This window comes from Bacillus sp. RC240 (genome assembly GCF_044907945.1).
GTDB classification, from domain to species: Bacteria; Bacillota; Bacilli; order Bacillales; family Bacillaceae_G; genus Bacillus_A; species Bacillus_A mycoides.
Map to the genome: position 1 here is coordinate 107,154 of NZ_JBIYCT010000005.1, position 21,481 is coordinate 128,634.

Below are 21,481 nucleotides of genomic sequence, written 5' to 3' on the forward strand. Positions count from 1 at the left end.
TTTGTAGAAAAGAGAGTGTGAGGGGTTTATGAAAAAATATAAAACATTGCTATTTGATGTAGATGATACATTGTTAGATTTTCAGAAGGCAGAGAAAGTGGCGTTACGTATGCTCTTTGAAGAGAAAGGGATTCCTTTAACTAGCGAGGTTGAAGCGCAGTATAAAAAAATTAATAAAAGCCTTTGGGATGCTTTTGAAGAAGGTGAAATAAACCGTGATGAAGTCGTAAATACACGATTTTCGATTTTGTTTAAAGAGTACGGGGAAGAAGTAGATGGGATATTATTCGAAAATAATTATCGTATCTACTTAGAAGAAGGAAACCAACTCATGCAAGGTGCATTTGAATTTATAAATCAAATCCAAAGTGAGTATGATTTATATATAGTGACAAACGGTATTTCTAAGACGCAAGATAAACGTTTACGTAATGCAGGATTACATTCATTGTTTAAAGATATTTTTGTTTCTGAAGATACGGGATTCCAAAAGCCGATGAAAGAGTATTTTGATTATGTTTTTGAAAGGATTCCTAATTTCGCTTTTGAAGAAGGGCTCATTATTGGGGATTCGTTAAGTGCTGATATTAAAGGTGGATATGTAGCGGGAATTGATACTTGTTGGTTTAATTCAGAAAAGAAACCAAATAATAGCGAGATTGTGCCAATATATGAAGTGCATAGTTTTGAAGCGTTATACGCGCTATTAAAGCAGCATGTGTAATAAAGTGAAACTTTAATCAGTGTGGGTTTTGGCCATCGCCCACTGATTATTAGCCTTCACCAATCGGGCAGTTATCTCCCACCCAACTCCCTCGCACTCGCCGGATTTTGAGGTGGGAGTCTTACTGCTCACAAATAGCGGGATAAAAACAGGCAGTGGAACTTTTGTCCCTACTGCCTGTATGTATTAGTTTGTAGCTTCATTGTTTTTAGGAAGCGGAAATGCATTCCCAATCGCTGCTGCCCCGAGCATCGGTAATAATAAATTGAGCGGGAAAAACATGAGTAATAGTAATGTTATAGCTATTGGTTTTCTTAATGCATAGCTTGAAATAGCTGTCGTGACGATGGCTACAGAAGCTATTGGATCTATAGGGATAATAGAAGCTATAGCATATCCGATACTTGATCCAGCAAATATAATTGGGAAAATATGTCCGCCGCGCCAACCCGTATTTAAACAAACGGCAGTAATACATAATTTTAAAACCCCGGAAAGAAGTAGTACCGAGAAGGATAATTGGCTCCATTCAACGACTAAATCTTTTAATTGATGTTCCCCTGAAAATAACGTGTACGGGAGAAAAGTTCCTGTGATCCCCAATAAAATACCGCCTATAATTCCAAGTGATACCTTGTATTCCTTGAAGGGGTGGATTAATTTCTCTAATGTGAATTCTAATTTGAAATAAAAGAAACCAACTATAGCACCAATGCTAGCAAGTGGTAGAAAGGCGATCCATTCATTAAGAGCAAGAGACCCTTCCCCAAAATCAACAATAAAGGATCCACGATTATCGAGTTTACTAAGCAATAAGTAAACGGAAAAACCGGCAAAAGTGGTAGCTAAATATACAATTGCTTTTTTTCCTTTCGAAAATTCATTAATTTGTTCACCCTCATTTTCATTCGGAGCTAAATAACCGAATAATGGTGCATTAAAAATAACACTTAAAGTGGCACCAATTCCAACCTCTGTTAGTTCATTCATTCCCTTTAAAGCAAATTTAAAGCGATCTCCTACCCATGTACAAAGTCCACCGATAATTCCAACAAGTGCAGCTTCTGGTCCTAAACTTGCTCCAAATATTAAAACGATAATCGCAGTTAAAGTAGCTTTATGTACAAAACGGTATTCAATTCTACCTGTTTTTTTATATTCAGCCATCACTTCGGGCATAAGACGTGGATATGTACCGAAGTATTTTTGTGTTAAACCAACGAGGATACCACCGATGATTGTTACACAAATGGTGTAATAAGGGGGAGAAGAGAAAAGAGTAGGTAAGTATCCCCAAATAAAGTGAATTCCGATATTTATTGTGACTAAAAATGACCAGACCGTGACTCCGACTATAGAGCCTAAAAGAATGCCATATAGGACGAGTATATGGTGCATGTCCTTTTTATTTGTCATGTTGTACCTCCGTTATGTAAATTTTCATGTAGAAAGGATTAAATATGCTAGTGTGAATTGAATATATATATAGTATCTTTTTGAGGGGGTGGCTTATTCAATATATTGGGATCTCATGAAAATTTGAAACCAACGCGGTTAAACCACTTATTTAATTCTATATATGGATTGGAGTTTTTAAAAGGTCTTTTTCAAATGAATATGGAATATATTTCTTTTATTGTTTGTATTAAATTCCTTGCATTTAATTTAGAACATTCAGAAAAACTATTTGACATCAGGAAATTATTGCTATAAAATCAACGGTAATTGCATAGTCTTATCAAGAAAAGGTGGAGGGACAGGCCCGATGAAACCTTGGCAACAGCCGTATAACGGAATTGTGCCAAATCCTGCAGGTAATAATCCTGAGAGATAAGAAAGATCCTTTAGAGCGTGTTTTCAAACTGCTCCTTTCTTGTTTTCAGGAAAGGGGCAGTTTTTTATTTTGCATAAAGTGAAACTTTAATCAGTGGGGGTTTTGTCCCTCCCCCGCGGATTATTAGCCCACACCAATCAGGAAGTTATCTCCCGCCTAACTTCCTCGCATTCGCCGAATTTTGAGGTGGGAGTCTTACTGACCGCAAATAGCGGGATAAAAGAAAGGAGAATGAGAGATGGGAGAATCATGGGGGAAAGGAACGATTTGTGTGCAAGGCGGCTATACGCCAAAAAATGGTGAGCCGCGTGTTTTGCCGCTTTATCAAAGTACAACGTATAAATACGATACTTCAGATGATTTAGCAGCACTATTTAATTTAGAGGCAGAAGGATATATATATACGCGTATTGGAAATCCTACTCTAGCTGCATTCGAGCAGAAGTTATCGGATTTAGAAGGCGGTGTAGGGGCTGTTGCAACAGCTTCTGGGCAGGCAGCTATTATGCTTGCGGTTTTAAATATTTGCAGTAGTGGAGACCATTTACTTTGTTCTTCAACTGTTTACGGAGGAACGTTTAATTTATTTGGAGTGAGTTTGCGTAAGCTTGGCATCGATGTTACGTTCTTTAATCCTAATTTAACGGCAGATGAGATTGTGGCACTTGCCAATGATAAGACAAAACTCGTTTATGCAGAGTCGTTAGGAAATCCAGCAATGAACGTTTTGAATTTCAAAGAACTTTCAGCAGCAGCAAAAGAATTAGAAGTACCTTTTATCGTTGATAATACATTAGCGACGCCTTATTTATGCCAGGCGTTTGAACATGGGGCAAATATCATTGTCCATTCTACAACGAAATATATTGATGGCCATGCAAGTTCTCTAGGCGGCATTGTAATAGACGGAGGGAATTTCGATTGGACAAATGGAAAATACCCTGAGCTTGTCGAACCTGATCCGAGTTATCACGGCGTAAGCTATGTTCAAAATTTTGGAGCAGCAGCGTATATTGTGAAAGCGCGCGTTCAGTTATTAAGAGACTACGGAAACTGTATGAGCCCATTCAATGCATATATTAGCAACATTGGCCTGGAAACATTGCATTTACGAATGGAGCGTCATAGTGAAAATGCTCTCGAAGTTGCTAAGTGGCTTGCTAATCATGATCGTATTGAGTGGGTGAATTATCCAGGGTTAGATAGTAATGAAAATTACTCGTTAGCACAAAAATATTTGAAAAAAGGTGCTAGTGGAGTTTTAACTTTCGGTATTAAAGGCGGATTAGAAGCAGCAAAAGAATTTATCGCAAATGTAAAACTTGCAACTCTTGTAACGCATGTAGCTGACGCAAGAACTTGTGTAATACATCCTGCTAGTACGACGCACAGACAATTAAGCGCAGAAAATCAGCGTTTAGCTGGCGTTACATCTGATTTAATCCGTTTATCGGTCGGTATAGAAGATGTTTCTGATATTATTGCCGATTTAAAAGCGGCGCTAGTCGGAGGCAAACAACATGCCGATCATAATTGATAAAGATTTACCAGCTCGCAAAGTATTGCAGAAGGAAAATATTTTTGTAATGACGAAGGAGCGAGCAGTAACACAAGATATACGTGCTTTGAAAATTGCTATATTAAATTTAATGCCTACAAAGCAAGAAACAGAGGCGCAATTACTTCGTTTAATTGGAAATACGCCGTTGCAATTAGATGTACATTTACTTCATATGGAATCGCATCTGTCTCGCAATGTAGCGCAGGACCATTTAACGAGCTTCTATAAAACATTTCGTGATATTGAGGATGAAAAATTTGATGGACTCATTATTACAGGAGCACCAGTTGAAACTCTTTCTTTTGAAGAGGTAGATTATTGGGAAGAGCTTGGACGTATTATGGAGTATTCAAAAACGAATGTAACATCTACGCTTCATATTTGCTGGGGGGCACAAGCAGGTTTGTATTATCACTATGGTGTGCCGAAGTATCCTCTTGCGGAAAAAATGTTTGGTGTATTTGAACATGAGGTTCGCGAGCAACATGTGAAATTGTTACAAGGGTTTGATGAAGTGTTTTTTGCTCCGCATTCTCGTCATACAGAAGTAAGAGAGAGTGATATTGAAAAGGTGAAAGAATTAACGTTATTAGCCAATTCTGAAGAAGCAGGTGTTCACCTTGCTATTGGGCAAGATGGAAGGCAAGTTTTCGCACTCGGACATAGTGAATACAGTTGTGATACGTTAAAGCAAGAATACGAACGGGACTGCCAAAAAGGGTTAAATATTGATGTGCCAAAAAATTATTTTAAACATAATAATCCAAATGAGAAGCCACTTGTTAGGTGGAGGAGTCACGGGAATTTATTATTCTCTAATTGGTTGAATTATTACGTGTATCAAGAAACCCCTTATGTATTGTAAATGATTGTGTAACACGTGGTAGCGTTTTCCTTGTAAAGATTAGCCTTTATTTTTCCGAATGTTCTAAATTCATTGTTTTTCAGATTTTTCGTCTATATAATTCATCTAAACACAATTTTTGAGGGGTGGACAGTATTATGAAAGAAATTCAAGTGGGGTTATTAGGTCTTGGGACAGTTGGTAGTGGTGTAGTTCGTATTATTACAGATCATCAAGAACGACTTATACACCAAGTAGGTTGTCCAGTGAAAGTAACGAAAGTATTGGTGCAAAACATTGAGAAAGAGAGAGAGGTCGACGTGCCTTCTACTCTATTAACACAAGATGTGAATGAAATTTTAGATAATCCTAATATTGATGTTGTCATCGAAGTGATGGGTGGCATTGATGATGCAAAAGCATATATTTTACAAGCTTTACAAAGTGGGAAGCACGTTGTGACTGCAAATAAAGATTTAATGGCGTTACACGGAGCGGAATTATTAGCGGTAGCAAAGGATAATAAGGCTGATCTATTTTATGAAGCAAGTGTAGCGGGAGGAATTCCGATTTTACGAAGCATCGTAGAAGGACTTTCTTCAGATCTTATTACGAAAGTAATGGGAATTGTAAATGGAACGACAAATTTTATTTTGACGAAAATGTCAGACGAAGGGAGAGCATATAACGACGTGTTAAAAGAAGCTCAGCAGCTTGGATTTGCAGAAGCAGATCCAACATCAGACGTAGAAGGTTTAGATGCAGCAAGAAAAATGACGATTTTGGCTACTCTCGGTTTCTCTACAAATGTAGAGCTTGGAGATGTGAAGGTAAAAGGGATTACTTCTATTACAGCAGAAGATATTGAATATAGTAAGAGCTTAGGCTATACAATTAAATTAATTGGTCTTGCAAAGAGAGATGGTGAAAAATTAGAGGTTACAGTTGAACCAACGTTACTTCCAAATGCACATCCTCTTGCGGCAGTACAAAATGAATATAATGCTGTGTATGTGTATGGTGAAGCGGTAGGAGAAACGATGTTTTATGGTCCGGGAGCAGGAAGCTTACCGACAGCGACAGCTGTTGTGTCAGATCTAGTTGCTGTAATGCAAAATATTAGGTTAGGTGTAAACGGAAATAGTGCTGTAGTCCCGCAATATCAAAAGGTACTAAAAGAGCCAGATGAAATTATTGTGAAAAAGTTTTTAAGACTTCATGTGAAAGACGAAATTGGTGTATTTGCAAAAATTACATCATTGTTCTCTGAACGCGGTGTTAGTTTTGAAAAGATCATTCAGATGCCACTTGAAGAGAAAGGGAAAGCAGAAATCGTAATTGTAACGCATCGTGCTTCTCTTGCGGATTATGAGTACATTCTACATACATTGCAATCGTATGAAGAAATAGATTGTGTGAAAGCAAATTATCGAATTGAAGGAAATGCTAAGTAGTATCACTTCTAATAAAACGAAAAAACCTATTAAGCGGCTTGCTTAATAGGTTTTTTTCTATTTAAAATCTGCGTACCAACTTGAATAAAAGCTTGAATAATCCAACCTGTTGTAAAGGATAAGATAATTGTTCCAAAATAGATTGGCCCATCTAATAAAAAGCTTAATGTTAAAAATAAAAAAGCTAATGAAATTTCTGTTCTTCTAAATGTCCATTTCTTTTTCTCAGCAACAGTTAAAACGAAAGCCTCTTGAGGTGCTGCGCAAAGGTTAGTAGAGACGTAAAGACCAATTCCGGCTCCGACGAATAGATTTCCGCAAACAAGTGTTATATATTTTGGAAGAGAGCGGATAGCATCCATAATAGTCGTAATAGAACCAACCCAATCAACAAAAAGAGAAATAAGAATCATTGTGACAATTGTGCCGATTGTAATTTGTTTTTTGTCCCAAAAGAGTACGATCAGGGTAAAAACAAAGTTAATCATGAAAATCCAAAAACCAATACTTATCCCAAAATTTTGATATAGTGCAATAAAGAAGGAATCATAAGGGCTAAGTCCAAAGGAAGTAATTGTCGTCATCATATTAATACCGATGGCGAGAATGAGTAAACCGCCAATGAAAAATATATATTCTAGTTTGAATCGAAGCATAGTTGTATATCCTTTCAAAATGTATTTGCTAAGAAAGGATATACTGTGGAAAGCTTACCAGGTCAAGCGGGAATTTTTGAGGGGAAGGGGAGAATGAGATGACTAATATAAGAAAGATTGCTGAACTTGCTGGGGTATCTGTTTCAACTGTTTCACGTGTACTCAATAATCATCCGTATGTGAATGAACAGAAACGAAAAGAGATTTTAGCGATTATTGAAGAATTAAATTATACGCAAAATGTGAATGCGATTCATTTAGTGAAAGGAAAAACGAATGTAATTGGCGTTTTATTGCCGCACGTAAATGATCAATATTACAGTGCCATTATTGGGGGGATATCAAAGGAAACCGCAAAGAACAATTATAATATGATGCTTTGCCAGACAAATTATAGCGAAGAAAAAGAGCTTGAAATTTTACATATGTTAAAAATGAAAAAGCTTGATGGAGTAATTATATGTTCACGGACAAATAGTAAGGAAAAGCTTGAAGAGTATACGAAGTTTGGTCCAATTGTGATGTGTGAAGAAATAGATTCGAAATTCATTTCGAGTGTACATATTGATTACTACAAAGTATTTTTGCGCGGGATGAAAAGCTTAATAGATGCTGGTCATACACGTATCGGATATTGCATTGGAAGAAGTAATAGTATTAATAGCCAGAGGCGAAAAAAAGCGTATGAGGATTCACTTCAACAGATTGTTGTAACACCGTTAGATGCCTGGAAGTTTAAGGGCTGTTTTACGGTGGAAGATGGGCGCAATGTAGTCAGGGAATGGGCTCGTATGTCTGTAAAACCGACGGCTTTTCTTGTATCTTGCAATCATATTGCTGCAGGAATGGTAACGGAGGCGAAAAAACAAGGAATTCGTATCCCAGAGGATATTACGATTATCGGATGTGATGATCAAGAGGTGGCAAATATATTAGGTATTACGACGATTTCGCATTCCAGTAAAAATGTTGGTGTAAAGGCATTTGAATTATTATATGAAAAGATTAATGATGAGGAAATAGATGTGAAACATGTAGAGTTATTACCAAATTTGGTAGATAGGGAAACGACATAATAGAGAAGGTGTGAAAATCGCTTTTCGAAAATTCGTTTGGTATAATTATGGACAATCTATAGGGGCTAAAAGGGGTTTTGATATGAGATCAAAATTAGTAAAAGTAATTCTACTCATTACAATTGCGTCTTTCTGTTTATTTGCATATGGTTTTGTTTCGGGTGTAAATGATGTATTAAATCCGAAAGCTTCAAAATTAATTACGAAGACTGACGTAGTGGAAAAAGAGAAAAAGAAAACAGGAACGTTACAAGTAGTTAGTTTAGGTGATTCGTTAACGCGCGGCGTTGGTGATAAAGAAGGAATTGGCTATATTGGACGAATGAAAGAGAATTTACAAAAAGATTATAAACAAAAAGTTGCACTAAGCAATTTGGCAGTTAGTGGTGCGAAAATGCCCGATTTGTTAAAACAAATCGAAAGCAGCGGAGCTCAATATTCAATTAAGCAAGCAGATGTAATTGTTTTAACAATTGGAGGAAATGATTTGTTCCCAGGATGGGAATCGCTCGGAAAGATAGATTTAGAGACGTATCGTCCTGATACGGAAACGTTTCAAAATGAAGCGAAGAAAATTATAGAAGAAATTCGTAAATTAAACACAGATAGCCCTATTTTTTGGTTAGGATTATACAATCCTTTTGAAGATGTAGAAGATTTGAGAGGTTCATCAAATATTGTTGTTGATTGGAACGCTTCTTTAGAGAAGTTAGCATTAAATGATAAAAACGTATATATTACACCGACATTTGATTTATTCCAAAATCGTGGGAAAGATTTATTATACTCAGATCATTTTCATCCGAATGAAGTAGGTTACACATATATGGCGGAGCGTTTAGTCCAAAATGTTGTAAGTAAATTAAAACTAGAGCAAGGAGGGGTAAAATGACGACGATACTTTCTGTACGAGACTTGAAGAAGGTAATTGGAAAGAAGACTCTTGTAGAGGACATTTCATTTGATGTAAAACAAGGAGAAGTGTTTGGCTTTTTAGGACCGAACGGAGCCGGGAAAACGACAACAATTCGAATGTTAGTCGGACTGATTAAAGCGACAGAAGGTACTATTTCTATCGGTGGTTATTCTATTAAGGAAAATTTCAGAGAAGCGATGCGTCAAATTGGAAGTATCGTTGAAAACCCAGAGCTTTATACATATTTAACGGGATGGGAAAACTTAAAGCAATTTGCGCGCATGCTTGGTGATATATCAGATGAACGTATTGTTGAAATTGCAAAAATGGTTCATTTAGATGAGCGTATTCACGATAAGGTAAAAACATATTCCCTTGGTATGAAGCAGCGCCTTGGAATTGCACAGGCGCTACTTGGAAACCCGAAATTGCTCATATTAGATGAACCGACGAATGGTTTAGATCCAGCTGGGATTAGAGAGCTTAGGGAATTTATACATAAGCTTGTAAAAGAAGAAAATATGAGTGTATTTATTTCGAGTCACTTATTAAGTGAAGTGCAACTGATATGCGACCGTGTTGCTATTATTCATAAAGGAAAAATGATAACAGTTGCACCTATTGAAGAGTTGATCAAAACAGCGAGTGATCGTGTGGAATGGGTCGTTACACCGATTTCCAAAGCGAAAGACATGTTAGACGCTGCTGAAGAGATAGAGGAAGTTAGTGTAGAAGATGAGCGTTTATTATGTCGTATGGATGTTGCGTCTATTAATGTTTGGAATAAGCACTTTGTAGAAAACGGGATAGATGTACATAGCGTCAAAGAGCTTGTATTTACGCTAGAAGATTTATTTATTGAACTCACAAGGGGTGAGCAACATGCGTGAATTTGCGAATCTAGTTTTAAATGAATCAGAAAAGATTTATCGTAAGAAACGGATTGTTGTTGTCATGCTTATTTTAGCAATCTTGATTCCACTTTTTGTGTATGCTCAGTATCGTGAAATAGAAACGACGCAAAAAAGGCTTGGTACGACTGATTGGAAAGTATCATTACAGCAACAAATTGTTGATTCACAAAACCGCTTGAACAATTCTAGATTGCCAGAAGAATGGCGGGATTGGTTAAAAGTAAGAGTGGAACAACAACAATATTATTTAGATCATAATATTAATCCGACTGCGCCAGGAGCACCGACATTTGTGAGGGCGTTTATTGAACAAGGAATAACGTTATTTATTCCATTGCTCGTTATGATTGTCGCCATTGATATTGTTTCAGGAGAACGAAGCGATGGTACGATGAAAATGCTTCTGACGAGGCCAATTCGGCGCTGGAAAATACTCCTTAGTAAATATGTGACGATGTTATTTTTCATTTCGCTCATATTGCTTCTTGTCGGTTTGTTTGCTTACGCATTATCAGGGCTTGTATTTGGATACTCTGGATGGAATTTACCTGTGCTAACAGGATTCGTCATTGATAAGGAAACATTAAATACAAACTTTGTACACCTTATTCCGCAGTGGCAATACATTTTAATGGCGTACGGACTAGCTTGGTTTGTTGCTATCGTTGTTGGAACTATATCATTTATGGTCTCTGTTTTAATTCGTAATACACCAGCTGGTATGGGCGTTATGTTAGCTGCGTTAATTGCAGGCGGCATTTTAAGTTCATTCGCAACGTCTTGGGAAGGTGCGAAATACATTTTTAGTGTCAACTTATCGCTAACGGATTATTTATCAGGAAAACTTCCTGCATTACAAGGGTTATCAATGGGATTTTCTTTAATAAATTTAACGGTTTGGGCAGTAGTATCTCTTATCATTTCGTTTGTAGTATTTACAAGGCAGGATATGGTGAATTAATTGGATAGGAAGTGAAGGCATGGAAAACATTTTGCAGAATGATTGGGGACCATTACTGGGGCCAGAATTTGAGAAAGAATACTATCAAAATTTAGCTAACTTTTTAAAAGAAGAGTATGAGGAGCATGTGATTTATCCAAAGAAAGAAGATATTTTTAACGCTCTAGAGTATACAAGTTATGAAAATACAAAGGTTGTTATTTTAGGACAAGACCCATATCATGGACCGAATCAAGCACATGGTTTAAGCTTTTCGGTACAACCTGGTATTAAAACGCCGCCATCATTGCTAAATATGTACAAAGAACTTCGAGATGAATACGGTTATGAAATTCCGAATAATGGTTATTTAGTAAAATGGGCGGAGCAAGGGGTTTTACTATTAAATACTGTGTTAACGGTTCGTCAAGGTGAGGCGAATTCTCATAAAGGAAAAGGATGGGAGCATTTCACAGATCGCGTAATTGAGCTATTAAATGAACGTGAAAAGCCAGTTGTTTTCATATTATGGGGACGCCATGCTCAGGCGAAGAAAAAGTTAATTACGAATACGAATCATTATATTATTGAGTCCGTACATCCAAGTCCATTATCAGCAAGACGTGGTTTCTTTGGAAGTAAGCCGTACTCTAAAGTAAATGAGATTTTATCTAACATGGATGAAAAAGAAATCGATTGGCAAATTCCGAATATATAAACGCAAAAAAGGTAGCTAACGATTGTTAACTACCTTTTTACTATTACTGTTCATTTTTTAGTTTTGCATCTAGTACAAAAGTACCAAATGGGATAACTGATGCAACAAGTGCACCAAGTGCCCATAAAATTGTTTTACGGTGTACGATTGTTACTTGAATTACCGCAAAGATGAATAGAATAAATAAAACGCCATGAGCCATACCTGTAATTTTAACAGCTGTTGCAAACCCTGCAAAATATTTTAATGGCATTGCTACAAATAATAGTAATAGGAAAGAAATCCCCTCAATTAAGCCGATTGCTCTTAATCTTCCGATTGGTGTAGATAACATGAAGTAGCCTCCTTTAATGTATGCTTGTATATAGTAAATTTGTATTCTTTTTCAAAATGAAATAGTCTATTTTGTTTAATTATATACAAAAAGAAAGTTTACACTACGAGAATAGTGCAAAGTTCAAAATATAGTCACAAAAGCATTGCAATTTAAATAAAAACCTATTTGAAGTATTTGACTTCAAATAGGTTTTATGAATGAAAATATTAAACAAGCGCTTTGCTTTTTAGTACAAATTTCTCTACAACTTTAGCAACGCCATCGTTCATATTTGTATCTGTTACATAGTTTGCAATTTCTTTAATATCATCTGGTGCATTGCCCATCGCAACGCCAAGACCAGCAAATTCAATCATCGCTTGATCGTTATAGCTATCGCCCATTGCGATAACTTCTTCGCGTTTAATACCAAGTTTTTGGATTAATTGGTTTAAGCTCGTTCCTTTCGTAACACCATGTTCAGTAAATTCTAAGAAGAATGGTTTAGAGCGCATAACACTTAATTGACCTTCTAGTTGTTTTTGTAGTTTCTTTTCTACTTCAACAAGGCGTTCAGCTTCTTTATTCATTAATACTTTTACTACAGGCTCTTTAACAGCAGTTTTAAAATCATCTACTTCAATAATTGGCATACCAGTAATTTCGCCCTCAATTTTAGTATAAGGATTATTTTCTTCTGTTACGATATCATCGCCAATATAAGTATGAATCCATACATCTTCAGTTTTACTAATTTCAAATAGGTTGTGAACGATTTCAGGAGATAGCGTGCTACTGAAGATTTCTTCATTTGTTTTACAGTTAATAATTTTTGCGCCGTTAAAAGATAGAATGAAGCTACCGTATTCCTCTAAACGAAGTTCTTTTGCAACATTGCGCATACCAAACGTTGGGCGCCCAGAAGCAAGTACAACTTTAACTCCTTGCTCTTGTGCTGTCATTAAAGCCTCTTTCGTACGAGGTGAAATTGTATGGTCGTCGCGTAATAAAGTATCATCTAAATCTAAAACAATCATTTTATAAGTCATATAGAAAATTCCTTTCTTTGTTGAAATAGAAATAAATTTTTATGAAGATAGTGGGGAATATATAGTAAGACATCGAACTTCTTTGCATGAAACTAGGAGAAGTTCTGCATTGTTAGTATAAATTATCATGAGCGTGTTGCCCATGATAATTTATCCCGCTATTTGCGGGCAGTAAGACTCCCAACTCAAAATTTAGCTGGAGCAACGAAGTTAGATGGGGGATCCACTGCCCGTAAATGCCCGATTGGTGCGGGCTAATAATCAGTGGGGATGAACACCCCCCCACTGATTAAAGTTTCACTTTATCATTATCGTAACAACTCTAAAGATAGAGTGCAATAATGGAAGTTTTCCAATTTACGATGGTTGTTTTTCGTGCGAACGAGAAAATAATATTTCCAGCAAGATAGCCATTACAGATCCAAGAACAAGACCGTTACTTAAAAATGATGCTAAAAATGGTGGTAGCGTAGAAAACGCTCCTGCTGGAACGAACATAACGCCGACTCCTGTAAAGATTGAAAGACCTGCTACTTTAAATAATTGTTCTTTATTTTGTACAGTGTCATATTCGCGGAAAGCTAGACCAATCATGCTTGCAAATACAGGATAAATTGCAGCATACCCAACTGCAATGGGGATGGCTGCAAAGAATGAAGTAATCTTTGGGAATATACTAACAAGAATGATAAAGCTTGACCCTAACATAAATGGAAGGCGCTTATAAATATTTGTTGTTGCAATAAACCCTGCGGATCCAGAAATGGCAACAGGGCCAATGGCTGAAAATAGACCGCCTAGCAATTGATTTATTCCTGTTATAATGCCAGCTTGTTTGAAGCGATCTGGAGCATTTTCTTCATACTTAGAAACAACCTTTTGTACAACGCGAATACTTGCTAACATATTTGTTAGAAGTAGTAGTGTGACGAAAACTACCGTAATTGCCATGTTCCATTCAATGCGAGGCATTCCGAAAACAAACAGAGATGGAAGAAGAATTATATCTGTCACAGGTGTTACTGGATTAGATAATCCGAAGCACGCAAATAATATCCAGCCGCAGACGATACTGAAAAGAACGGAATATTGTCCAATAATAGGTAGCTTCATAATGAAAAAAGATAGTAAAATAACAATGAGTGAAAGAATAAATACCTTTGGCTGTACTTCTGTATGTTGTCCATCAAGGCCAAACATGCCTTTTAAGAAGGAGCCACTAAGTTGTGCGACCAAAAGGAATAAATACGTTCCAATTACTGTCGGTGTAAAGTAACGAACTAGTTTATCAATAAGTCCAAAAACACTAAGAATAATACAAATGATGCCACTTAATAGGAAAGCGTACTGAAGGACCTTAAGTGTTTCATTGCTTGATCCAAATAATACGACGCCTAAACTTGCATACAAGGAGAAAATTCCCCACCAAAGGCCTGCAGGACCTTCTTGGATAGGAAGTTTATGACCAAATATAGCTTGCAAGAGACCGGCAAAACCGAGAACAAATAATGTTCTTTGTACAAACGCGATAGCTTCAGCGCCATCAAGGCCGTAACTAGTTGCGACACTAATTGGTACAATAAGACTTCCAGCTAAAATAAATAGTGCCCATTGTAAGGCAGAAAGAAATAGCTTCATTATATCAACCTCTTTCATAGATTCCGTTTTCTAGTATATACGTATTTCATTTCCTCTGGCAAAGATTGTAGATAGAGAAAAGAGTTGAAACATAATATGAATGTACGGAAGCAATTATGGATAGCGATTATATGTATGACTTTTGTTGTAATTCTAGGAATGCTATGATTTATGACAATTGAAGAGATTAGCCTGTTTCAAGCATTTTGGATGACGATGATTACGGTATTAACGGTTGGATATTGCGAATCCGTTAACAGTGCATTATATTGATACAGTATTGTATAGAATAGAGCAATCATTTGTAATTGAAGAAATTCAAGTTGGTAAAGATTCTAACTTAGCTAGTAAATCGTTATTAGAGAGTAATGTGAGAAATCAATTTGGTGTAACAATTTTAGCGATTTTAAGAGATGGGGATATTATCCATAATCCAACGGGGCAGGAAAAACTGCAAGAACATGATATGATAATAGTATTTGGTTCAGTGGAGAAACTGAGGCAATTTGAGAAAGAACTACAAAGTAAGAGGTGACAAGGAATGCAAGTATCTAGCGATAAGGTTTTAAATAAAATGGCGAGTGAAATTGCAAAGGCAAAAAGTAGTGAAGGACAAAAATCAAAAGAGCATTTATTAGTTGTGCGTGCATTATGTGATTTATTATTAGATGAACAAGTTGAGCCTTCTACGTATAGAGAACCACAAGTTCAATCACAAATAATCGGATCTCAGCCTATAACAACAGTTCAACCGGTTATGCCAGTTTCTGGAGAACCTGTGTATATAAAAGAAGAAGGTGCAAATGGTAATTCTTTATTTGATTTTTAGGGATTAAATCGTTTGGATTATATGTGAAAATTGCTTATGATAAAAATAAAAAGGGGAATTAAGATGAAAATTTTCTTTTTACTAGGTTGTATTGCAGCGGGGCTATCTGTTGCATTAGGGGCTTTTGGAGCACATGGTTTAGAAAATAAAATTTCTGCAAAAATGTTAGAAGTGTGGAAGACAGGCGTTACATATCAAATGTTTCATGCAGGTGGCTTATTCGTAGTTGCTCTATTAATGGACAAAATGCAATCATCACTTTTAAGCACTGCGGGTTGGCTTATGGTAGCTGGGATTATTATGTTCTCAGGCAGTCTTTATGCATTAAGTATAACAGGTATTAAATTCTTTGGTCCAATTACACCCCTTGGTGGTGTAGCGTTTATTGTGGCGTGGATTTTAGTCGGAACTGCAGTTGTAAAAGGGTTATAAAAAACAAAAGCTGGCATTCGCCAGCTTTTTTTTTATGGTCTTGGAGCATAAGTTGCTTGTTGACCAGGTAAATACGTAATTTCTCCTGGAAATTCTACATAATCTAAATAAATCATTAGTAGTAAAAAGCGTTTTCCAGATTTCGGCTCACTAATTACGATATGATCACGGCCAGCTGCCTCGATGATCCCTGTATAAGATTGTGTACCAAGCGAACTACCGCGTTCATAAGTCATTACAACTGTAGCTGGCTTACCTTTATTTAAACGAAGGATGTTTTCAATATACGATTGCTCTAGTGGTAACATACCTTGAGAAACTGCAAGTTGAGCCTGAGCAGCTTGTTGTTGCATCGCTTGCTGTTGTTGCTGTTGCTGCGCGGTCATTTGTTGCGGTTGCACATAAGTTCCAGATGGTTGATAAAAACCTGTTCCGTAGTACGGGTTTTGTTGCTGTGTCATTCAAAAATCCCTCCTCATTTTCATTCCTTAATATACGCTTGGACAATCCTCCCCGGATGGTTGGAAGAAGCAGTGCTTTTTAAAACGTCCAGAGTTTTGCTGGTTATACCAAGTTGGTGGGCAAGGACCTTCAGGTCTAAAAAACCATAAAGCGAAATTTGCAGGCCAAAAACGTTGCCCTTGAATTGTTCGACGGGCTAAGGCAATATCTTGTTCTCTTGCTCGTTGATAAAAATACCCTTTTTGAGTAGCTTCAAAACCACCAGGATTTTGATAAACCATCTGACGTAAGTTCCGTACTTTTTTAAAATCTAAACAATTTCCGCGGACACGATTTACACCGACATTTCCAACCATTAGCATGCCTTGTTGTCCTTCTCCTTCAGCTTCAGCACGCATGAGTCTAGCTAATAACTTTACATCTTCTTCTGTATGTGCGATAACACCCATTATGTGTCACCTCTCTTTTTGGAATACCCTTTGGAAAGAGGTTTTTCTTAGATGAAGTGTGGAACAATTACTAGTTCATACGTATGAGAAAAAGGACGCAGATATGACAACCAAACGAAGTTTTACATCTAGAGGGGAAAATAAAAAAAGCTAGCGTGAGCTAGCTTTTCATCATTAAAATACTTTAGACCATAAATTTGAGAAGAAATCGCCAATTGAACGCATTGTTAATACGAACCAATTTGCTTTTTCTACTTCTGCAGTCGTTTTTGCAGTAACTTTTATACTTTTATTTCCGTCTAAGAAACCATATTTATCAGATGGTTCTAAGACGATTGAACCTACCTTTGCATCTTTCTTAATAGGAGCAACTAAATGCCCATCTTCAGCAAGTGATTTATCTGCTTCAGTAGAAATTTTGTAAGGTGATTTGCTACCTTTTGCAGTAACTACTGTCACTTCTTTTTCTGGTGCAACTGTTACGTAGTCTTCTTTTCCTTTTACTACAGAAATTTTGTTGTTTTTATCTATTTTTAATTTCTGTTTTTCGAAGTTATTAAATCCATACTCAATTAATGCGCGAGATTCTGTGAAACGTTCGTCCATTGATTTCGTTTTAATAATAACAGAAATAAGACGTAAATCACCGCGTTTTGCTGTAATGGTAAAACCATACCCAGCGGTATCAGAGCTTCCTGTTTTTAAACCATCTGCTCCTTCATAAGAGAAAGCAGCACCTGGTAACATCCAGTTCCAATTTTCCATACGAATTGGTTTTGGATGATTATCTGGGAAGTTTCTAAATCTTTGTTTTGTATCCTCTAGCATTTCTGGATACTTTGTAATAATTGTTTTTGAAAGAATACCCATATCGCGAGCTGACATGGAGTTTTCTCCATTCGGATCAGTTCCTTCAGGATGTTTTCCTTTTAAATCAGCGTTATTTAACCCAGTAGCGTTTACAAATTTATATTTCTTTAACCCTAGTTTTTTCGCATGTTCATTTGCGAGATTTAAGAAGTTCTTTTCACTTCCTGCAAGTAATTCTGCTAAAGCAATACTAGATCCATTTGCAGAGAAGATAACGATAGAATGGTATAATTCTCTTACAGTATATTGACGTCCCTTTTCGAACGGCACGTTAGAGAATTCATTATTACGTGAAACTTCATAAGCGTAATCAGAAATAGTTACTTTCGTATCCCAAGTGATTTTTCCTTCTTTAATTGCTTCTAATACGGCATAAATAACAATTAATTTTGACATACTAGCGATAGCTAGTAATTCATCTGGATTTTGTTCATGCAGTATTTTTCCTGTATCCGCATCAAATAGCAGTGCAGCAGCTGCCTCTATATGTATTTTTTCTTCTGCATGGGATGTTGTTACTCCTAAGGAAGAAATTGACAATAGAGACACTAGTAAAATAGACAAGATTTTCTTCATATACATTATCACCTTCGCATCGTTATTAGCATATAGCTCGTACCATTTTAGCATAAATTTGGATATAGAAAGGTTACAATTTTGTAAGGAAATTGAAAAGAATTTGTCGATTTTTGTTCAAATTTGCATAGAAAAGAAGTTTTTTGTGGGTAAATATAGAGGATAATAAAAAAAGGAACGAAATTCGTTCCTTTTTCATTATTATATGTGTAAAAATTTCTCTACTTTTTCGTCTGGTAAAATGTTCCCAACGAAGAATGTACCGAATTCACCGTAACGGGCACTTACTTCATCGAAGCGCATTTCATATATAAGCTTCTTAAATTGAAGAACATCGTCAGCGAATAATGTTACGCCCCACTCGAAATCGTCGAATCCGACTGATCCTGAAATTACTTGGCGTACTTTCCCTGCGTATTGGCGACCGATTTTACTGTGACTGTACATCATTTTTTTACGTTCTTCCATAGGAAGCATGTACCAGTTGTCATCACCTTGGCGACGCTTGTCCATTGGATAGAAGCAAATATGATTTGCTTTTGGTAACTCAGGATATAAGCGAGCTAAGATTTGTGGGTTTTGGTATGGATCTTCATCAGCTGGAAGGTAGTTGCTTAGTTCAACAACAGATACGTAAGAATATGCAGGAACTAAATATTCAGCTAATGTTGTTTTATTTAATTCTGTTTCGATTTCATTTAACTCTTCCATTGTTGGACGTAAGATCATAAGCATAATATCTGCTTTTTGACCAACAACTGTATACATTGCATGACTGCCTTTTTTTGCAGTAGCTACTTCGTTCCATTTTTCAACGACATTTAAAAATTCAGACACTGCTTGTCCGCGTTCGTCACTAGATAATGTTTTCCATGCTGCCCAATCAATAGAACGTAAATCATGTAAACAATACCAGCCATCTAACGTTGTTGTTGCTTCACTCATTCTATTCACCTCAGTTAATGATATTTTACACGTTAACTATAGCATATATAGGATTAAAAACATCTACATAAAGTTTCGGCGCATAAAACTGTCACATTTATATTTACTGGAAAACGGGAGAAAATAAGGCTTAAGTAGGCATTATTTCTCGGCTGAATTTTATGAAAATATAATCATTTTCATTTTATCTATTTTTTGGGAGCTATAAGTTTAAAATATAGCTGAAAAGAAGTATTCTTAAAGGTAGAGTTTTTAACATTTGTAGGAGGGTTTATTCGTGAGCAATTTATTTACAGCAGTAAAAGAAAAAGTTCAAGGAAAAGGCATTTCTATCGTACTTCCTGAAGGAACTGATGAAAGAATTTTAGGCGCTGCAGAGCGTTTAGCAAAAGAAGAGTTAGTAAAACCAATTTTAGTTGGTAATAAAGAAGAAATTAGCGCAAAAGCTGCTAGCATGAACTTAACATTAGCAGGCGTTGATATTTACGATCCAGCTACATACGAAGAGATGGATGCAATGGTAGCATCTTTCGTTGAACGCCGTAAAGGTAAAGCAACAGAAGAAGATGCTCGTAAAATTCTTAAAGACGAAAACTACTTCGGTACAATGCTTGTATACATGGGCAAAGCACAAGGTTTAGTAAGTGGTGCAGCTCACTCTACAGCTGATACAGTTCGTCCAGCACTTCAAATTATTAAAACAAAACCAGGCGTTACAAAAACTTCAGGCGTATTCATCATGGTACGTGAAGAAGAGAAGTATGTATTCGCTGATTGCGCAATTAACATTGCACCAAACAGCCAAGATTTAGCTGAAATTGGTATCGAAAGTGCGAAAACTGCTGAACTATTCGGCATTGACCCACGCGTTGCTATGTTAAGCTTCTCTACAAAAGGTTCTGCGAAATCTCCAGAAACAGAAAAAGTTGTAGAAGCAACTCGCATTGCGAAAGAAATGGCTCCTGAATTAACTTTAGATGGAGAATTCCAATTCGATGCTGCATTCGTACCATCTGTAGCTGAGAAGAAAGCTCCAGGTTCTACAATTAAAGGTGATGCTAACGTATTCGTATTCCCAAGCTTAGAAGCTGGTAATATCGGCTACAAAATCGCTCAACGCTTAGGTAACTTCGAAGCAGTAGGACCAATCTTACAAGGTTTAAATATGCCTGTAAATGATCTATCTCGTGGATGTAACGAAGAAGAAGTGTACAAGTTAGCTTTAATTACAGCAGCTCAAGCACTTTAATTTTATAACGAATTAATATGAAAAAAGACCATCCTATTTCTTTTGAAATGAGGGTGGTCTTTTTGGTTTTTATTTTTCTAAACCAAGTGCCTTATTATTACGGTCAATAATACGTTGTAAATTCGTCTCATATAAAGGAACTTCATCTACTGTTAGCTGAGATGATGTTAACTTTGGAGTGAATTGTTGCAACGTTTTTAAAAGGCGCATCATTAAATCTTGCACTGTAATTGTTTCACCGAGTAATTCAGATAGTGAAGCCATCGTACTCGGTACAATTTCGGGATACGTAAATCTTGTTTCTTCGCCTTGAATTGCTACGTTGTAAAAATCACGAACGAGTGCGGCACGCTCAGATCCGCTTCCTGTCGCACATAAGTAAATTTGTACAGCAACGCCTCCGCGAATACGACGCTGAGAAATACCAGCAAATTTTTGATTGCGAATGCTCAAATCGTAGCTACCAGGACAATAAGAACCAACAATTTCTTTTGCTTCGATAGTAACATCGTAATCTTTTAACATTTCCTTAATTAAATGCCACATCGTATCGTATCCAAGGTCGATATCGATACCCTTTTCTGTTTCTTGAAATAAAAGTGATACATTTAAAACACCTTCATCAAGTACGACAGCAAGTCCACCAGAATTACGAACGATAACATTGAAGTCGTTTTCTTTTAAAAAGGAAATACCTTCTTCTAAATGTGGTAGGCGTGAATCTTGAATGCCAAGAACAATTGTATTGTGATGAACCCAAGAGCGCATTGTTGCAGCGGATTGGCCTTTTCCGATACTTGTGCATAACGTGTCATCCATTGCGAATGACTGAAGTGCATGAAATGTTGGTCCTAAACTAGACTGATCCACAATACGCCACTCTGGCTGAGATAAAATCGAACGGGAATTGCTCATATAACTAACCCCTTATTTTTAAAATGACAATCTCTATTATAGCAAAAAATGTAGAAAGGGGTTTTCCCATATATAAAGGGAAAGTTTAGAGGTGAAAGAATAAAAAGGATGCAT

At 36.6% G+C, this 21,481-nt stretch carries 23 protein-coding genes, 1 pseudogene and 1 riboswitch; of the genes and pseudogenes, 14 read left to right on the forward strand and 10 right to left on the reverse strand.

Annotated elements, in window-relative coordinates; genetic code table 11:
- Positions 1-28 precede the first annotated feature (28 nt).
- Positions 29-724, forward strand: a complete 696-nt coding sequence (locus ABH955_RS17890) for a YjjG family noncanonical pyrimidine nucleotidase (protein WP_404454843.1) — start codon at positions 29-31, stop codon at positions 722-724.
- 186 nt (positions 725-910) lie between these two features.
- Here the strand turns inward: ABH955_RS17890 and ABH955_RS17895 are convergent, their stop codons facing one another.
- The gene (locus tag ABH955_RS17895) at positions 911-2,140 is read right to left on the reverse strand and encodes a chloride channel protein (RefSeq protein WP_404442459.1); all 1,230 of its coding nucleotides are present in this window, start codon (positions 2,138-2,140) and stop codon (positions 911-913) included.
- Positions 2,141-2,456: 316 nt separating this feature from the next.
- A riboswitch (SAM riboswitch) is annotated at positions 2,457-2,561 on the forward strand.
- Between the two features lie 235 nt (positions 2,562-2,796).
- On the opposite strand from ABH955_RS17895, the gene ABH955_RS17900 reads away from it, so the two are divergent.
- From ABH955_RS17900 to ABH955_RS17910, 3 genes are all read left to right on the forward strand, one after another.
- Positions 2,797-4,095: a bifunctional O-acetylhomoserine aminocarboxypropyltransferase/cysteine synthase gene (locus ABH955_RS17900; RefSeq protein WP_404454840.1), complete on the forward strand. Its 1,299-nt coding sequence runs from the start codon at positions 2,797-2,799 to the stop codon at positions 4,093-4,095.
- Entirely contained in the window at positions 4,079-4,984 is a 906-nt protein-coding gene (gene metA / locus ABH955_RS17905) for a homoserine O-acetyltransferase MetA (RefSeq protein ID WP_113936153.1), read from the forward strand. Before ABH955_RS17900 ends, metA begins: the two co-directional genes overlap by 17 nt.
- 137 nt (positions 4,985-5,121) lie before the next feature.
- Positions 5,122-6,417: a homoserine dehydrogenase gene (locus ABH955_RS17910; protein WP_404454837.1), complete on the forward strand. Its 1,296-nt coding sequence runs from the start codon at positions 5,122-5,124 to the stop codon at positions 6,415-6,417.
- 29 nt (positions 6,418-6,446) lie between these two features.
- On the opposite strand, the gene ABH955_RS17915 is transcribed toward ABH955_RS17910, so the two are convergent.
- A complete protein-coding gene (locus ABH955_RS17915; RefSeq protein ID WP_219300782.1) occupies positions 6,447-7,073 on the reverse strand; it encodes a YczE/YyaS/YitT family protein in 627 nt (208 codons plus the stop codon).
- 98 nt (positions 7,074-7,171) lie between these two features.
- Between ABH955_RS17915 and ABH955_RS17920 the strand changes: the two genes are divergently transcribed.
- Genes ABH955_RS17920 through ABH955_RS17940 form a run of 5 tightly spaced genes read left to right on the forward strand, consistent with a single transcriptional unit; the run spans position 7,172 to position 11,637 of the window.
- A complete protein-coding gene (locus ABH955_RS17920) occupies positions 7,172-8,149 on the forward strand; it encodes a LacI family DNA-binding transcriptional regulator (protein ID WP_002068605.1) in 978 nt (325 codons plus the stop codon).
- A gap of 10 nt (positions 8,150-8,159) precedes the next feature.
- Complete coding sequence (locus ABH955_RS17925) at positions 8,160-9,041, forward strand: SGNH/GDSL hydrolase family protein (RefSeq protein WP_113936155.1); 882 nt, start codon at positions 8,160-8,162, stop codon at positions 9,039-9,041.
- The gene (locus ABH955_RS17930; protein WP_113936156.1) at positions 9,038-9,955 is read left to right on the forward strand and encodes an ABC transporter ATP-binding protein; all 918 of its coding nucleotides are present in this window, start codon (positions 9,038-9,040) and stop codon (positions 9,953-9,955) included. The genes ABH955_RS17925 and ABH955_RS17930 overlap by 4 nt, the downstream gene beginning before the upstream one ends.
- Positions 9,948-10,940: an ABC transporter permease gene (locus ABH955_RS17935; protein ID WP_002089839.1), complete on the forward strand. Its 993-nt coding sequence runs from the start codon at positions 9,948-9,950 to the stop codon at positions 10,938-10,940. The genes ABH955_RS17930 and ABH955_RS17935 overlap by 8 nt, the downstream gene beginning before the upstream one ends.
- Positions 10,941-10,959: 19 nt before the next feature.
- Positions 10,960-11,637 (forward strand): uracil-DNA glycosylase, encoded by a 678-nt coding sequence (locus ABH955_RS17940; RefSeq protein WP_404491407.1) that lies wholly within the window; start codon positions 10,960-10,962, stop codon positions 11,635-11,637.
- A gap of 43 nt (positions 11,638-11,680) precedes the next feature.
- On the opposite strand, the gene ABH955_RS17945 is transcribed toward ABH955_RS17940, so the two are convergent.
- The 3 genes from ABH955_RS17945 to ABH955_RS17955 form a co-directional block, all read right to left on the reverse strand.
- Positions 11,681-11,971 (reverse strand): DUF3817 domain-containing protein, encoded by a 291-nt coding sequence (locus ABH955_RS17945; RefSeq protein ID WP_002144657.1) that lies wholly within the window; start codon positions 11,969-11,971, stop codon positions 11,681-11,683.
- A 209-nt stretch (positions 11,972-12,180) separates the two neighbouring features.
- Positions 12,181-13,002 carry a Cof-type HAD-IIB family hydrolase gene (locus ABH955_RS17950; RefSeq protein ID WP_002068608.1) on the reverse strand — a complete coding sequence of 274 codons (822 nt, stop codon included), beginning with the start codon at positions 13,000-13,002 and terminating at the stop codon, positions 12,181-12,183.
- 357 nt (positions 13,003-13,359) lie between these two features.
- Positions 13,360-14,640, reverse strand: coding sequence for a purine/pyrimidine permease (locus tag ABH955_RS17955; RefSeq protein WP_404442631.1), 1,281 nt, complete (start codon positions 14,638-14,640; stop codon positions 13,360-13,362).
- Between the two features lie 171 nt (positions 14,641-14,811).
- Here ABH955_RS17955 and ABH955_RS17960 point away from each other — a divergent pair, with 171 nt between their 5' ends.
- The 4 genes and pseudogenes from ABH955_RS17960 to ABH955_RS17975 all read left to right on the forward strand — a co-directional run bounded on the left by ABH955_RS17960 (position 14,812) and on the right by ABH955_RS17975 (position 15,901).
- On the forward strand, positions 14,812-14,913 hold the full coding sequence (locus ABH955_RS17960; RefSeq protein ID WP_002130114.1) for an ion channel: 102 nt from the start codon (positions 14,812-14,814) through the stop codon (positions 14,911-14,913).
- Positions 14,882-15,175, forward strand: a pseudogene (locus ABH955_RS17965) (cation:proton antiporter regulatory subunit); the annotation flags it as partial. The gene ABH955_RS17960 and the pseudogene ABH955_RS17965, both read left to right, overlap by 32 nt.
- A 6-nt stretch (positions 15,176-15,181) precedes the next feature.
- The gene (locus tag ABH955_RS17970; RefSeq protein WP_001198367.1) at positions 15,182-15,469 is read left to right on the forward strand and encodes a YwdI family protein; all 288 of its coding nucleotides are present in this window, start codon (positions 15,182-15,184) and stop codon (positions 15,467-15,469) included.
- Between the two features lie 63 nt (positions 15,470-15,532).
- The gene (locus ABH955_RS17975; RefSeq protein WP_404491409.1) at positions 15,533-15,901 is read left to right on the forward strand and encodes a DUF423 domain-containing protein; all 369 of its coding nucleotides are present in this window, start codon (positions 15,533-15,535) and stop codon (positions 15,899-15,901) included.
- Positions 15,902-15,933: 32 nt separating this feature from the next.
- Here the strand turns inward: ABH955_RS17975 and gerQ are convergent, their stop codons facing one another.
- The 4 genes from gerQ to hemQ form a co-directional block, all read right to left on the reverse strand.
- Complete coding sequence (gene gerQ, locus ABH955_RS17980) at positions 15,934-16,362, reverse strand: spore coat protein GerQ (protein WP_002184497.1); 429 nt, start codon at positions 16,360-16,362, stop codon at positions 15,934-15,936.
- 27 nt (positions 16,363-16,389) lie between these two features.
- Positions 16,390-16,812, reverse strand: coding sequence for a cell wall hydrolase CwlJ (gene cwlJ, locus ABH955_RS17985; protein ID WP_002089824.1), 423 nt, complete (start codon positions 16,810-16,812; stop codon positions 16,390-16,392).
- A 174-nt stretch (positions 16,813-16,986) separates the two neighbouring features.
- Complete coding sequence (locus ABH955_RS17990; protein WP_404454827.1) at positions 16,987-18,264, reverse strand: serine hydrolase; 1,278 nt, start codon at positions 18,262-18,264, stop codon at positions 16,987-16,989.
- Between the two features lie 195 nt (positions 18,265-18,459).
- Positions 18,460-19,203: a hydrogen peroxide-dependent heme synthase gene (gene hemQ / locus ABH955_RS17995; RefSeq protein ID WP_001287592.1), complete on the reverse strand. Its 744-nt coding sequence runs from the start codon at positions 19,201-19,203 to the stop codon at positions 18,460-18,462.
- A gap of 277 nt (positions 19,204-19,480) precedes the next feature.
- Between hemQ and pta the strand changes: the two genes are divergently transcribed.
- The gene (pta, locus tag ABH955_RS18000) at positions 19,481-20,452 is read left to right on the forward strand and encodes a phosphate acetyltransferase (protein WP_002016367.1); all 972 of its coding nucleotides are present in this window, start codon (positions 19,481-19,483) and stop codon (positions 20,450-20,452) included.
- Between the two features lie 69 nt (positions 20,453-20,521).
- Here pta and lipL read toward each other — a convergent pair whose 3' ends face one another.
- Positions 20,522-21,367 (reverse strand): octanoyl-[GcvH]:protein N-octanoyltransferase, encoded by an 846-nt coding sequence (gene lipL / locus ABH955_RS18005; RefSeq protein ID WP_404454822.1) that lies wholly within the window; start codon positions 21,365-21,367, stop codon positions 20,522-20,524.
- Positions 21,368-21,481: the final 114 nt, after the last annotated feature.